Annotated in this window: 10 protein-coding genes and 2 pseudogenes; 6 read left to right on the top strand and 6 right to left on the bottom strand. The window is 66.4% G+C overall.

Features of this window, described 5'->3' with window-relative positions; all coding sequences use genetic code 11:
- Positions 1 to 100: 100 nt before the first annotated feature.
- Positions 101 to 310, top strand: coding sequence for a hypothetical protein (locus AB0G04_RS43795; RefSeq protein ID WP_360996557.1), 210 nt, complete (start codon positions 101 to 103; stop codon positions 308 to 310).
- Positions 235 to 447: pseudogene (locus AB0G04_RS43790) on the top strand (IS256 family transposase); the annotation flags it as partial. The gene AB0G04_RS43795 and the pseudogene AB0G04_RS43790, both read left to right, overlap by 76 nt.
- Positions 448 to 547: 100 nt before the next feature.
- On the opposite strand, the gene AB0G04_RS43785 reads toward AB0G04_RS43790, so the two are convergent.
- The 5 genes from AB0G04_RS43785 to AB0G04_RS43765 form a co-directional block, all read right to left on the bottom strand.
- Positions 548 to 2,776: a cellulose binding domain-containing protein gene (locus AB0G04_RS43785; RefSeq protein ID WP_360996554.1), complete on the bottom strand. Its 2,229-nt coding sequence runs from the start codon at positions 2,774 to 2,776 to the stop codon at positions 548 to 550.
- 630 nt (positions 2,777 to 3,406) lie between these two features.
- A complete protein-coding gene (locus tag AB0G04_RS43780) occupies positions 3,407 to 4,423 on the bottom strand; it encodes a LacI family DNA-binding transcriptional regulator (RefSeq protein WP_360996553.1) in 1,017 nt (338 codons plus the stop codon).
- A gap of 300 nt (positions 4,424 to 4,723) precedes the next feature.
- On the bottom strand, positions 4,724 to 5,845 hold the full coding sequence (locus AB0G04_RS43775; RefSeq protein ID WP_360996550.1) for an IS630 family transposase: 1,122 nt from the start codon (positions 5,843 to 5,845) through the stop codon (positions 4,724 to 4,726).
- A gap of 85 nt (positions 5,846 to 5,930) precedes the next feature.
- Positions 5,931 to 6,248 (bottom strand): hypothetical protein, encoded by a 318-nt coding sequence (locus AB0G04_RS43770; RefSeq protein WP_360996547.1) that lies wholly within the window; start codon positions 6,246 to 6,248, stop codon positions 5,931 to 5,933.
- A 133-nt stretch (positions 6,249 to 6,381) separates the two neighbouring features.
- The gene (locus AB0G04_RS43765; RefSeq protein ID WP_360996545.1) at positions 6,382 to 6,531 is read right to left on the bottom strand and encodes a hypothetical protein; all 150 of its coding nucleotides are present in this window, start codon (positions 6,529 to 6,531) and stop codon (positions 6,382 to 6,384) included.
- A gap of 227 nt (positions 6,532 to 6,758) precedes the next feature.
- Between AB0G04_RS43765 and AB0G04_RS43760 the strand changes: the two genes are divergently transcribed.
- Positions 6,759 to 8,018 (top strand): PP2C family protein-serine/threonine phosphatase, encoded by a 1,260-nt coding sequence (locus AB0G04_RS43760; RefSeq protein ID WP_360996542.1) that lies wholly within the window; start codon positions 6,759 to 6,761, stop codon positions 8,016 to 8,018.
- 476 nt (positions 8,019 to 8,494) lie between these two features.
- On the opposite strand, the gene AB0G04_RS43755 is transcribed toward AB0G04_RS43760, so the two are convergent.
- Positions 8,495 to 8,971 carry a hypothetical protein gene (locus AB0G04_RS43755; RefSeq protein WP_360996539.1) on the bottom strand — a complete coding sequence of 159 codons (477 nt, stop codon included), beginning with the start codon at positions 8,969 to 8,971 and terminating at the stop codon, positions 8,495 to 8,497.
- 716 nt (positions 8,972 to 9,687) lie between these two features.
- Here AB0G04_RS43755 and AB0G04_RS43750 point away from each other — a divergent pair.
- The 3 genes and pseudogenes from AB0G04_RS43750 (at position 9,688) to AB0G04_RS43740 (ending at position 10,893) form a co-directional block, all read left to right on the top strand.
- Complete coding sequence (locus tag AB0G04_RS43750; protein WP_360996536.1) at positions 9,688 to 9,999, top strand: transposase; 312 nt, start codon at positions 9,688 to 9,690, stop codon at positions 9,997 to 9,999.
- Positions 9,996 to 10,691, top strand: a pseudogene (locus tag AB0G04_RS43745) (IS3 family transposase); the annotation flags it as partial. The gene AB0G04_RS43750 and the pseudogene AB0G04_RS43745, both read left to right, overlap by 4 nt.
- 88 nt (positions 10,692 to 10,779) lie before the next feature.
- On the top strand, positions 10,780 to 10,893 hold the full coding sequence (locus AB0G04_RS43740; protein ID WP_360996559.1) for a hypothetical protein: 114 nt from the start codon (positions 10,780 to 10,782) through the stop codon (positions 10,891 to 10,893).
- The last annotated feature ends 458 nt before the right edge of the window (positions 10,894 to 11,351 follow it).

Raw genomic sequence — 11,351 nt, 5'->3', positions numbered from 1 at the left:
AGCGAACCCGCCGGGACGCATCGAAGCGTGACACTGACAGGAGCGGTGTTTCCGGCCCGACACGCCGGGCTGAGGTCCGGCGGGATGGGCACCGTAAGTGATGACATCGAACGTTGTGAGTCCAGGGAAGAAGACCGAGGGTGACAGGCGGCAGCTGTCGCCGGAGCAGGCCGTCGCGGCGGCCATGGTGGCCGAGGCCAAGGCCCGCGGGCTGGAGCTGACCGGCCCGAACGGGCTGTTGAAACTGTTCACCACTACCGGCGGGCTGCGCGAGCGCGGGGACATTTCCCGAGCGAGCAGGCGGCATTGAAGTGCCCTGTACCTTGTGACCCGCAGCCTGGACCCGACAGGAACCGGCCGCGCCCGATGGACGAGGCGCTGGAAGCCCTGCTGAACGCCTCCGCCATCACCTTCGGTGACCGCTGGCCGGCCGCCGAGACCTACTAACCGAAGACGCCGGAAACACCGATCCGGGTACGGACCCGCGATATCCACAAGGGGCAACCCCGGCGTCTCGCGCCGGGGTTGCCCCTTTGTGACGGGTTGGTCAGCGGACGTAGATGTTCGGTCGCGGCGGAGTTGCCATGCCGCTGCCGATGTGGAAGCTGGGGTGCGGCGGCTGGTTGTAGGCGGAGTTCTGCCACGCGATGGCCACTCGGTACTGAGCGTCGTGGAGCAGGGTGTAGATGCGCTGGTCAGTCTGGTTCTGAGTGGCGAAGATGCGTAGTGCGCCGTTGTCGTCGCGAGGCAGGATGATCTCCTCACGCCAGTCGCCGAACAGGTCGCCGGACAGCGACGGGGTCGACTTGGTGCCGTTGATCGAGTGGGCGCCGGAGCCGGTGAACAATCGGGTGTTCCCGCCGGTTCCGTACTTGTCGACCTGGTTGCCGTTCAGCAGTTCCCGGGTCAGGTCGCCGTCCCACCAGGCGAGGAAATTCGCCACACCCGGGCTACGCCCGGCGTTGCCGCCGGAGCCGTTGAACAGGGCGGTCAGGCCGGTGCCCTGTCCCCAGAACTCTCCGCCGGGGTTGCCGGCGTAGATGTCACCGGCGGCGCCGCGGGCGGGTCCTTCGCAGCCGCAGGTGTTGGCCTTCGAAAAGATGGTCGCGCCGGTGCGCGCATCCCGCAGCGAGGCAGCGATGCCGCCGCTCTCGTGGATCTGCCAGATCTCCTGGCCCGGCCGGTTGGTGACGAAGTCGCTGACGTGCAGGGCGTCACCGTGGGGGTAGTTGGCGTACCGGCCGGTGCCGTTGGCGTTGATCGTCATGCCGCCGTAGATGATCTCATCGGTGCCGTTGCCGTCGACGTCGGCGATGGACAGCGAGTGCGTGCCCTTGCCGGTGTACTGGCTGCCTGCGGTACGGGAGTCGAACTTCCACCGCAGAGTGAGCCGGCCGTCGCGGAAGTCATAGGCCGAGATCGCGCTCCGGGCGTAGTAGCCGCGACCCATGATGATGCTGGGGCGCTGGCCGTCGAGATAGGCGGTGCCGGCCAGATACCGTTCGCCCCGGTTGCCGTAGTTGTCACCCCAGTCGGCGATGTTTCCGCGAGCGGGCTCGTAGTTCACGGTCGACGCCACGGCGCCGGTGAGGCCGTTGAACACGGTGAGGAACTCCGGGCCGGTGATGACGTGTCCGTCGGAGTTGCGGTGGTTGGCGTTGGCGTTGCCGATCACCTGTCCGGTGCCTGAGACGCTGCCGTCGCCGGTCTTGACCGCCATTTCGGCCCGGCCGTCGCCGTCGTAGTCGTACACCTGGAACTGGGTGTAGTGAGCGCCGGCCCGGATGTTACGGCCGAGGTTGACCCGCCATAGCCGGGTGCCGTTGAGCCGGTAGGCGTCGATGTAGACGTTGCTCGTCGTGCCGCTCTGGGAGTTGTCCTTCTGGTCGCTGGGATCCCATTTCAGGAAGATCTCGTGCTGCCCGTCGCCGTCGACGTCGCCGACGCTGGCGTCACCGGCCGAGTAGTTGCTTGCCGGACGTGCGATCGGCACGTCGAGATAGTTGCCGCCGGTGAACCGCAGGGACTGCTCCGACGGCGCCTGTTCCGCGCCGTTGACCACGGCCCGCACGGTGTATGTGGCGTCCGCAGGGGCCCCGTTGTCCAACAGGTTCGTGGAGTTGGTGATCGGCGCGGAGTTCACCTTGCTGGAGCCCCGGTAGACGTTGAATCCCGTCGAAGCGGCTTCGTATCCGAACAACCGCCACGAGACGAGGTTGCCGGAGCCGGAGCGGACACTGACCAGGCCGCGGTTGAGGTCCTCCATCTGCTTGCCCGATCCCGAGGAAGGGGGCGGGGAAGACGGCGGGGTAGAAGGCGTCGGGCCGGAAGGCGAGGGCCCGCCGCTGGGTGGCGTGGTCGCTCCCGTGCAGGCCGTGCCGTTGAGGGCGAAGTCGCTGGGCTCGGGATTGCTGTTGTTCCATGAGCCGTTGAAACCGAACTCGGCGGTGCCGTTCGTTGCGATACCGGCGTTGTGGCTGACGTTTCTAGCGGTCACCTGACTGCCGGACTGGGTGACGGTCGCGTTCCATGCCTGCGTCACGCTCTGGCCGGCACTGTACGACCACGTCAGGGTCCAGCCGTCGACCGGATCGCCGAGATTGGTGATGGTGAGGTTGGCTCCGAACCCGCCCTGCCACTGATTGGTTACGGCATAGTTCACCCGGCACCCCGCGGCAGCGGCACTGGCCGCAACCGTGACGAGGCCGGCACCGCCGACCACCGCCGTAACGGCTGTGGCAAGCAATGCAGTGCGCCTTTGTCTGGACAGCATCATCCGACTCCATCCTTGCTGTCGATATCGCCTCCGCCATGAAGGCAAGCGAGCGGATGCCGGCACATTGCGGCCCGCGAGGGCATGGCCATACTCTCGCGCGCCTCGTTGAAAGCTTTCAACAACCGGCATGAAAAACTGGCCGCCCTTGAGGCGGCCTTACGCGCGGCCAAGCACATGCAGGTAAAGCGAGGTGACCTGCAATAAGGGCCGCCCTTTGGCCACTCAACGTAGTGAAGCGGAATAACACTTGCAAGCAGTTAGGGGTATCGATTTATTTTGAGTTCCTCGTCCTCGACAACCCCGTGCCCTGGCAGGTCGGTAGGCCCGCCTGGGCACGTGTACGCCGTGCCGCGCTGTGGCAGCCGACCCCGAAGCACTCGCCGGCCCTCGAAGTGTGGGAGCGCTCCCATTTAGCTGTTTCCTTCATACCAGAGAGACCACGATCACTCAAGGGAACACCACACCCTTTGACAACCTCGATCACGTCTCAAAGCGCACCGGCGAAGTCACCATGAGACCGCATCGCGGCCCGACGGCAAGCAACACCGGCGGCACCAGCATCGGCCCGCGGCGCGACCTCGTCGATCAGCGGCCGTCCCACTCCGCATCACCCGCCGGACCGAAGTCTCCTCAGGCAGATTCGCGGACGATCAATTCCGGCTGATATACCAACTGCTGATGTCGCGTGGGTACTGCATGGTTTGCTTCGGTCAGCAGAATCCCGGCCGCGGCATGCCCGAGTTCATAGGTGGGTTGCCGGACAGTGGTCAGTGATGTGGCGAGTTCAGCCGCGAAGGGCACATCGTCATAACCGACGACAGCGATGTCGTCCGGCACCTTGACGCCCTGCTTGCGCAAGCAGCGCATGACGCCCAAGGCCACCATGTCGCTGACGCACATGATGGCGGTCGGCCGCTCCGGCAAGGCCAAAATCTGCATCAAAGTGTGCTCGGCGCTGTCGGTGTCCGCCCGTGACAGCGCCACCTCGAACAGATGCAGCGACGGATCCAGTCCCGCCTCCTGTACAGCGCGGTGCGCGCCCCGGCTCCGAGCAGCGCACTGCATGACCTGCGTCGGGCCGTTCAAGAACAGGATTCTTCGATGACCCTGGCTGACCAGATGCGCGGCAGCCAGTTCGCCGCCGCGGAAGTCGTCGATCGAGACCGAGCTCAGCTCCTCAGTAGGGCTCGGACAGTCCAACAGCACGACAGGCACCCCGCGGCGATGAACCGCCAACAGCGACTCGAAGTCCCTTCGCCCGGGTGTCACCAGCATGCCTCGTACGCCCTGCTCTTCCAGCATCTGCACGTAGCGGGCCTCCCGCTCGGGCCGCTGATCCGTGCTACACAGGGTGAGCAGGCAACCGGCCTCCGCCAGGCGGTCCTCGATCCCGCGCGCCACCTCGGTGAAAAACGGATTGCCGATGTCCAGCACCACAGCACCCACTGTGCTACCACGACCCTCCCGCAGTTGGCGGGCCAGCCCGTTTCGCACGAAACCAAGTTCTTGCATCGCCAACTCGACCCGTTTGCGGGTATCAACCGCCACAATGTCAGGGCTGTTCAAAACGTTCGAGACAGTGCCGACCGAGACGCCGGCCGCCGCAGCGACCTCGCGAATGCCTTTCCGGCGGCGGGCTGACGACATGGGGCTTCAACCTTCCGCCGATAGCGGTGCCGTCTGCGACATTACAGCTACAGGACAGGCGCACGTTAGCAGCGTTGGCAATCGCCTTCGACCGTCCGTTGTGGTCGGCTCCGCAGGCGACGTCCGTTGGCACCTAAATGGTCGATGTACTCGATGCCTTCCCGTGGGCGTGTAGCGCAGGAGCCGCCTGCGGTCCGGCGTGTCTCCTCCCGTGGGTCGTGGTTGAGGATCGGACGAGGTCCTACCAGGCACCCCCGGGCAGTAGCTAGTGCTCTGACCGGAAACGTTGGCCGGGTTGGGTCAGGCTGCGCGGGCGGCGGTCTGGCCCCATCGGTGGTGGCGTTCGCTGCGGACGCGGGCTCGTTCTCGGCGTTGGGCAGCCAGGACGTCGGGGTGGCGGGCGTTGGCGTTGCGCCAGCGCAAATACTTGTGCAGGGCGCGGGTCGCGACGGTGTGGTTGGGGTGGTTCGAGCCGGCGATGACGAAGGTGCGTAACGGTCCGAAGTGCGCTTCGATCGGGTTCGCCCAGGACGCATACGTCGGGGTGAAGCAGAGTTCGACCTTGTTGTGGGCCGCCCAGCTTCGGATATCGGTTCCCTTGTGCGCCGACAGGTTGTCCAGGATGACGTAGACCGGTGCCCCGTCCGGCCGTGCACGGCGGATTGACTTCAGCGCGGCGAGGGTGTTGCCCGCGGATTTGCGGGCTCGGACGATGCCCCACAGTGTGTCGTCGCCGACCGAGTAGCAGGCGTGGAACTGCCGAACCCCACACAGTTTGTGATAGTTCGCCGGCAGCCGGTCCGGATGCCCTCGTTCGGTCCACGAGGCGCCGAGGTGCGGACGGATCGTCAACGGCCCGAACTCGTCGAAAGCGAACACCCGCTGCGGCATCTCGGTAGTCACCTGCTCGATCCGGGCGAGTTTCGCCTCGATCTGTGGATCGTTTGATTCTTTCCACGTCTTGGTCCGCTGAAAACTGATCTTGTGCTGGTGCAGGAATTCGCGGAGCCGTTCCCGGCTCACGGCCACGCGACGCAGGCCGCGGTTGAAGGCCAGGTAGTGGGCGAGTTTGCGTAGGCTCCAGCGGGTGAACGGCTGATCAAGGGCTTGCGGTCTGGTGCGGGCCGTCGCGACGATGAACGCCTCGTCGTCTTCACTGATGCGGCGGGGACGGCCACCCGCCCACTGAGGGTCCAGGCAGGCCAGTCCGATCTCGTTGAACCGGTGGATCACGTCCCGGATCGCGTCCTCGTCACCCTGCACCAGCCGGGCGATCGCCGGAACGGTGTTCCCGCTGGCCGAAGCCATGATGACCATCGCCCGGCGCAGCCGGATCGGGGATCCGGTCTGACGCCGCACGATCTGCTGTAATCGCCGGCCCTCGTCTTCGCTAAGCCGACGGGCCCGAACAGGATCTGCCATGCCGACAGCGTGCTCCCCAACGACGGCCGTCCCGCGAACCGCGACCGGCGTGTCACCAACCCGGCCAACGTTTCCGGTCAGAGCACTAGCCAATCGTGAGCAGGGGTAACCGGGGTGCAGGCGGCAGCACGGGAGCGTCCGGTAGGGCTCGGAAGCTCTGGATCTGCAGGGCGGCGAAGCGGCGGGCGGCGGCCAGAGCCTCGGCCGGGGTCTCCGCGCGGATGCCGCTGTTGGCCTGCAGCAGCAGGATCAGGTCGGCCAGGACGAAGTCGGCGCGCAGCCGCCCGCCGGCCTTGGCGCGGCGGGCCAGTTCGCCGACCGCGCGCATCGCCCGCTCCCGCTGCGCGGCGAAGTCGAAACCACGCGAAGTGGCGACCCGCCGTAGCAGTACTAGATCGCCCAACGCTCTGGCCAACTATCGCTCGAAAGGGCCACCTAGCGGTCGCAGTCATACCGCGACGGCAGCGGCGTACCGCTTCTGTTCACCCATCCGGGGATGGTACGCATGTTCTAATTCTTGTCTGGTGATCACGCCGTTAGACATCATCGGGGATGCCGGCATCGTCGGCGATCGCCCAAAGGATGTCGTGGGCGCCGCGGTAGGAGAGCCGGGCGCCGCGGTGGTTGAGCAGCAGCGCCTTGCTGCCGTTCGCGCCGGGCAGGCCGGGCGGATCTCGGTGATCCACTCCACGAGCGGGCCGCGCAGCTGGGCGTGGGACCTGGGCGGCGCCGGCTCCCCCAGGACCCGAGCCATCCGCCCGCGCCCTGCCGTCGGCGCCGGCCGCGTCCACCGGGCCGTTCCACAGCCATGGAAGTGGAACGGTCCGTACGTGTGAATTGGCCGGTGCGACGGGCAGTTGGGCCGCGTCACTGCAGCGTGCCCAAGGATCGGAAGGTCTCGTAGGGTGCAGGGATGGGCGACGAGCATGGACAGTTGCTGGCCGGCATGTTGGATGCGGTGGAGGACGCCGCGCCGGTGGATGCGGTGGAGGCGGTCATCGGCGGACTTGCTGCCGCGTTGAACGCCCGCGCCGTCTCGTTTCTGATCGCCGATTTCAGCGGGCGGGCGCTGGTCCGGTTGGCCCATGTGCCCCTGCACAGTGCGGGTGAGGGCCGCCGCGCCGGTGATGAGGTGGCCACCGTGCTGCCGTTCGACGGCGGTTCCGCCGAGCAGGCGTTGCGTACCCAGGCGGTGCAGACCTTCGCGCAGCCTGACGGGTGGACGGTGCTGGCGCCGGTGACCAACCGCGGCGAGGTGATGGGCTTGCTGGAGATGACCCTGCCGGAGGAGCCGGCTCCGCCGGTGCTGCGGGCGATCGGCCGTACCGCGCACGCGCTGTCGTACGTGGTGATCGCCAACCGGCGGCACACCGACCTGTTCGAGTGGGGGCAGCGCACGACCTCGTTCTCGCTGTCCGCGGAGATTCAGCGTCGTCTGCTGCCCGCCGCGTTGACGTGCGAGGCCAGCGCGTTCACCTTGTCCGGCTGGCTGGAGCCGGCCGCCACCATCGGTGGGGACACCTTCGACTACAGTCTGGCCCGCGACGTGCTGCATTTCAGCGTCACCGACGCGATGGGTCACGGCGTGGCCAGCGCGCTGACCGCCACCCTCGGCGTGGGCAGCCTGCGCAACAGCCGCCGCCGCGGCGATGGTCTAGTGCAGCAGGCCGAGACGGCCAACACTGCCCTGATCGACAATGCCGTCGCGCCCGGCGCTTACCTCACTGCGCTGCTCGGTCGCCTCGACCTGCGCACCGGCGTGTGTTCGCTGCTCAATGCCGGGCATGTGTCACCGCTGCTCGTGCGGGACGGCGACACCCGGGCGCTGCGGCTGGTCGACCCTGTGCCCCCGCTGGGCATGTTCCGCCAGACCAGCTACCAGGCCGCCGAGATCACGTTGCGTCCCGGGGACCGCCTGGTCCTGCTCACCGACGGCATGCTCGAACGCGAGGCTGCTGCCCTAGACGTGCCGGCACGGCTGCGGGAGATGACCGCTCTGCATCCGCGCGAGGCTGTCCGGTCGTTGGCCGACGCCGTCCGTGAGGTGGCCGGACCGACCTTGGCCGATGACGCCACCCTGCTGATCCTCGACTGGCACAAGAGGCACAACGCGGAACGGACCGCCAGCGCCGGCGCCGACCAGACGCAGGCCAGCGCAGCATTGCCGCACTGAATCCTCGCCGGTGGATGACCCACGGCTGCGGGAGCACGGTTACGGGGCGCTGGGGGAGGCGATGCTGGTGGCAGGCCAACGCGATCACGCCGCCGTGCCGACTGGTTGACGGTGGCGGCCGACACGACGAGGAGGCGCCTGTCGGTTTCCGAAGTCGTCTGCCACACTCTCCGCCTGCGAGCCCCACATCCGAACGGCCAAGAGTTACCTCTCAGTAACGCCGCCCCTCGGGCCAGCTATACAAGCTCGGGGCCTAGAAGCGGAACGTTCCGGACCCAGGAAGTGGAACGGCGCAGTTGTCCGACGCCAGCGGTGGAAGGCGATACGGGCAGCGCCAGCCGGGTCAGCGTAGACAGCCTCGACGGCACACCGCTTCATGCTGTTCCGTATCGGGTTTGCCGGATGGCTTACTGGAGATGTGACGCAGCCGCATCTCTGTATGAACGAAGCGGCTGCGTCACATCTCGATGTAATGACTACGACGAGCAGGTTGTCTTCGTATCCGTCAACTTATGAACCTGGAACTCGGCCTCTCCGCGGATGACCCAGCCGTGGCTGTTTCCCTGCGCGGCAAGGCCGCAGGACGCGTTGGTGCGACTCGGTGAAAGACATGCCCGTGAGTAGCCGTTGCTCAGCGTGCTCTTAGGGCATTCTCCGCCATCTATCTGCACCCCCGCCACGTAATGCTCCGGGTAGCCCATGATCTGGATTGAGCCGCCGCTCTTGTTCGTCATAATGACGGCAGCCTGGGTTGTCCGGTCGCTGATAATGAGGCAGCTTTCGAAGGTGACGCCGGTGAGCGGAGTGGCAGAGGCTGCGCACGTCCACTTACTGGTCTTGGTGTAGGTGGACCAGTTAGCCGCGCTGGCTGGGGTTCCCGTCACGATGAGGCCCATCGCGGTGAGGGCGAGCGCCGCGAACGCGGCACCGACGCTGCGAATCGATCGTTTCATGTCACTCCCATATCAAGTTCCCCGATTGGTGGGCGGGTCGGACGCCCGCCCATGACAAGCGGCACCGTTCGCGATGAGCACGAGGTGTGCGTTCCAACGGACAGGGCCGCGAGTCGATCTTCAAAATACATTGAGGACGGTCAGTGATCGAGGCCGGTGCCGGGCCTCGCACGCGACAGGGCTCTGGAAGCTAAAGCGGGAGTGCCTGCCCCGGGTGCATGTCGATTAGGTAGTGGTATCCGCCTGCGCGAACCGGGACCGGGGCACCGGATGGTTGGAGCAAGTATCTTGGTAGACCGGCAGAATGATATGGCCGCTGCTGCCTGGCTTGACCCGCTAACTATGGACGAACTGCGAGCGCGCGCTCGCCGATGAAGAGGCGCACCATGACCGACCTCACGGCCCTGCTGGCGTCGAACCCATACCCTAGACGAGGCGTACTGGTGGCACGAACACATTCCGGCGCCGTCTGGGGCAGCTATTTCCTCACCGGCCGCAGGCCGCATCCAAGGATCGTGCTCTCCGGCTGGCTGGTGATGAGCTCCTGGTCAGCCCGACTACGGCTACCGGGCACGATCCGCTGCAGCATTATACTGCCGCCGCCGTCACTGACGCCTGGCTGGTCTTTGGGAACGGCGAACAGGTATGGGCCTGCCCCGTTTTGACGGACATCCAAGATCAGGGGACCTTCGGTCTCCGGGAGGATGTCCAGCATCATGGAGAGCGTGGGAAAGAAGCGATCGAGGCTGCGGCGGGCGTTCACGCCCGAGTTCAAGGCCGAGATCGTGGAGTTGTGTCAGCGTGGTGACCGCACCGTTGCGCAGGTCGCGAGGGATTTCGACCTGACCGAGACCGCGGTGCGGGCTTGGGTCAAGCAGGCCGATATCGATACCGGGACCCGCTCGGACGGGCTGACGTCGGATGAGCGGTCCGAGCTGGCTCGGCTGCGGGCGGAGAACCGGCGGCTGCAACAGGACGTCGACATCCTGAAGCGGGCCACGGCTTTCTTCGCTCGGGAGACCCGGTGAACGTGTACCCGTTCATCGAGGCGGAGCAGGCCGGCAAGCACAACGTCAAACGTGCGTGTGAGCTGTTGAAGGTCTCCCGGTCCGCCTACTACCAGCACGCCCGCGGCGAGCAGAGCACCCGTGACCGGGTCGACGCACAGTTGACCGAGCAGATCATCGCGGTGCACACCGCGTCGAACGGCACCTACGGTGCACCGCGGATCCATGCCGAACTGGCTGCGGCCGGGCTGCGGCACGGCCGTAAACGCATCGCCCGGCGGATGCGGGTGGCCGGGATCTGCGGCAGGAACCCGCGCCGCTGGAAGACCACCACCATCGCCGACCCGCACGCCGGCAGTCGCCCCGACCTGGTCGACCGGGACTTCACCGTGGACGCGACCGCGGTCGACACCCGCTGGTGCGGCGACATCACCTACATCAACACCTGGGAAGGCTGGCTCTACCTGGCCACCGTCATCGACCTCGCGTCCCGGCGCGTGGTCGGCTGGGCCGTCGCCGACCACCTCAAGACCGACCTGATCGACGCCGCTCTGACCGATGCCCTCCGGCGGCGCCGGCCGGCTGACGGGCTGATCTTCCACTCCGATCGCGGTTGTCAGTACACCAGTGCCCAGCATGCCCGTCTCGCGCAGCGGCACGGGGTCCGGCTGTCCGTCGGCCGCCGCGGGCAGTGCTGGGACAACGCGGTCGCCGAATCATTCTTCGCAACGCTGAAGACGGAACTGATCCACCGCCAGGCCTGGCCCACCCAAAGCCGCCCACCAGGCCACCTTCGAATACATCGAAGGCTGGTACAACACCCGCCGCCGATATTCCAGCCTCGACTACCTCAGCCCCGCCGCCTACGAAAGCGGCGCCAACATCAGCCTGCTACCCGCACTCAAGGTAGCTTGACGATCAACTCATCGACCCTGTCCGTCAAAACGGGTCAAGCCCACGCCGACGAATGTGCTCTCTACGCCGAGGAGCTGAAACGCCCTCATCTGCCTCGCCCGCCGCCGCGTTGACGTCCTGCACGCCATGCTCCGCACCGGGACGCCCTATCAGCACAAACCGGCAGAAAAGCTCACCCTGGCTGCTTGACAGAACCCATAGGGACACCCCCTTCGATGCCCTGCGCCGCGCCGAAGGCCGCACCTACACCGCCCAATCCCAGGGGTAAGCGCGCGGCGAGCGCTGCTGTCAAAGTTCAACGCCTGGCGGTGCGCCGTAACCGGACAGTAGGTATCCCCTTCCGCAGGAGAAGAAGACGGCGTAGGGGGAGTGTCAAGAAAACGGTGTAACTCGATGTTGTTGAAGGTCAGTTACGGGCTGCGGTGAGTCGTCCTTCGAAGGCGAGATCGAAGGCGTTG

The sequence above is a fragment of the Actinoplanes sp. NPDC023801 genome (assembly GCF_040639655.1).
Classification (GTDB): Bacteria; Actinomycetota; Actinomycetes; order Mycobacteriales; family Micromonosporaceae; genus Actinoplanes.
Note: the sequence above shows the minus strand (reverse complement) of the source record. Positions and strands in the feature narration are given on the sequence as shown.

Excerpts from the sequence above, each read along its gene's own strand:
- AB0G04_RS43795 (WP_360996557.1), top strand. The coding sequence starts at position 101 with ATGACATCGAACGTTGTGAGTCCAGGGAAGAAGACCGAGGGTGACAGG.
- AB0G04_RS43785 (WP_360996554.1), bottom strand. The coding sequence starts at position 2,776 with ATGATGCTGTCCAGACAAAGGCGCACTGCATTGCTTGCCACAGCCGTT.
- AB0G04_RS43780 (WP_360996553.1), bottom strand. The coding sequence starts at position 4,423 with ATGTCGTCAGCCCGCCGCCGGAAAGGCATTCGCGAGGTCGCTGCGGCG.
- AB0G04_RS43775 (WP_360996550.1), bottom strand. The coding sequence starts at position 5,845 with ATGGCAGATCCTGTTCGGGCCCGTCGGCTTAGCGAAGACGAGGGCCGG.
- AB0G04_RS43760 (WP_360996542.1), top strand. The coding sequence starts at position 6,759 with ATGGGCGACGAGCATGGACAGTTGCTGGCCGGCATGTTGGATGCGGTG.
- AB0G04_RS43755 (WP_360996539.1), bottom strand. The coding sequence starts at position 8,971 with ATGAAACGATCGATTCGCAGCGTCGGTGCCGCGTTCGCGGCGCTCGCC.
- AB0G04_RS43750 (WP_360996536.1), top strand. The coding sequence starts at position 9,688 with ATGGAGAGCGTGGGAAAGAAGCGATCGAGGCTGCGGCGGGCGTTCACG.